Source organism: Polaromonas sp. P3_C2, from assembly GCF_056402675.1.
In genome coordinates, this window is the sequence record NZ_JBFUGX010001156.1 from 1 (window position 1) to 723 (window position 723).

At 58.5% G+C, this 723-nt stretch carries 2 protein-coding genes; both read right to left on the bottom strand.

The genetic code is table 11. From position 1 onward, the window contains the following. Positions 1–39: 39 nt before the first annotated feature. Positions 40–393: a hypothetical protein gene (locus AC1DWI_RS25295; protein WP_477671633.1), complete on the bottom strand. Its 354-nt coding sequence runs from the start codon at positions 391–393 to the stop codon at positions 40–42. Between the two features lie 11 nt (positions 394–404). Further along, positions 405–723 (bottom strand): response regulator (locus tag AC1DWI_RS25300; RefSeq protein WP_477726202.1); only part of this gene is annotated, 319 nt, incomplete at its 5' end.

Genomic DNA, 723 nt, shown 5'->3' on the forward strand with positions numbered 1-723 from the left:
GGAACATGAAGTCGCATTGGATGCTCCGGGGCCAGGGAGTTATCTGATCCAGCGTGGCAAGTGCGAACCGGCGCGGCGACGCAACTGTGATCGCAGCACGATCATGGCCAAGGCGCCGGCGGCGGCGGCCATCAATGCCGAACGGCACGGGTATTCCGCGACCTGGGTCCGAATAGAACCCATAAGGGGGGCTCGCTTGTCGTTGGCCCGAGCTACCAGCGGTCGGGTCGCTTGGTTGTCGGACGAAAAACCACCTGTTCCATGGGCTTGCTCCGCCAATACCGCCTCTTCGGCAGACGGAAAAACATCTTCTGACAGCTTGCGTGGACCTGCACCGGAACGGTAAACAGCGTCCTCTGTGGACTGGCCCGTTAACACTGCGGATTCGTTCATGCCGTCCTCCTTCAGGCTCGCTGGAGCGCGGATTCGTCATTCGCAACCTGGTCCAGTTTTTGGCTTTGAGTCACGCAGTAAGCAAGCAGGCAGTCAATTTCAGTCGATTTATCAAATACCGCATCGACACCCAACTCCGCACAGCGCCTGCGCATCTCGGGTGTTGCGTAGTTACTGAATACCACTATTTTTTGAAGCGGCCTGCGGGCGCGGCAAGCCTGCAACACCCCGAGACCGCTTCCTTTCTTGAGAAAGAGGTCGACGATGGCCAGATCCCATTGCGCGTCATTGCGCGTCAACCACTCTGCCCCCTGCTCTTCAGTATCAGAC

What these genes read in the sequence shown, in the direction of transcription:
- AC1DWI_RS25295 (WP_477671633.1), bottom strand. Translation starts at nt 393, where the DNA reads ATGAACGAATCCGCAGTGTTAACGGGCCAGTCCACAGAGGACGCTGTT.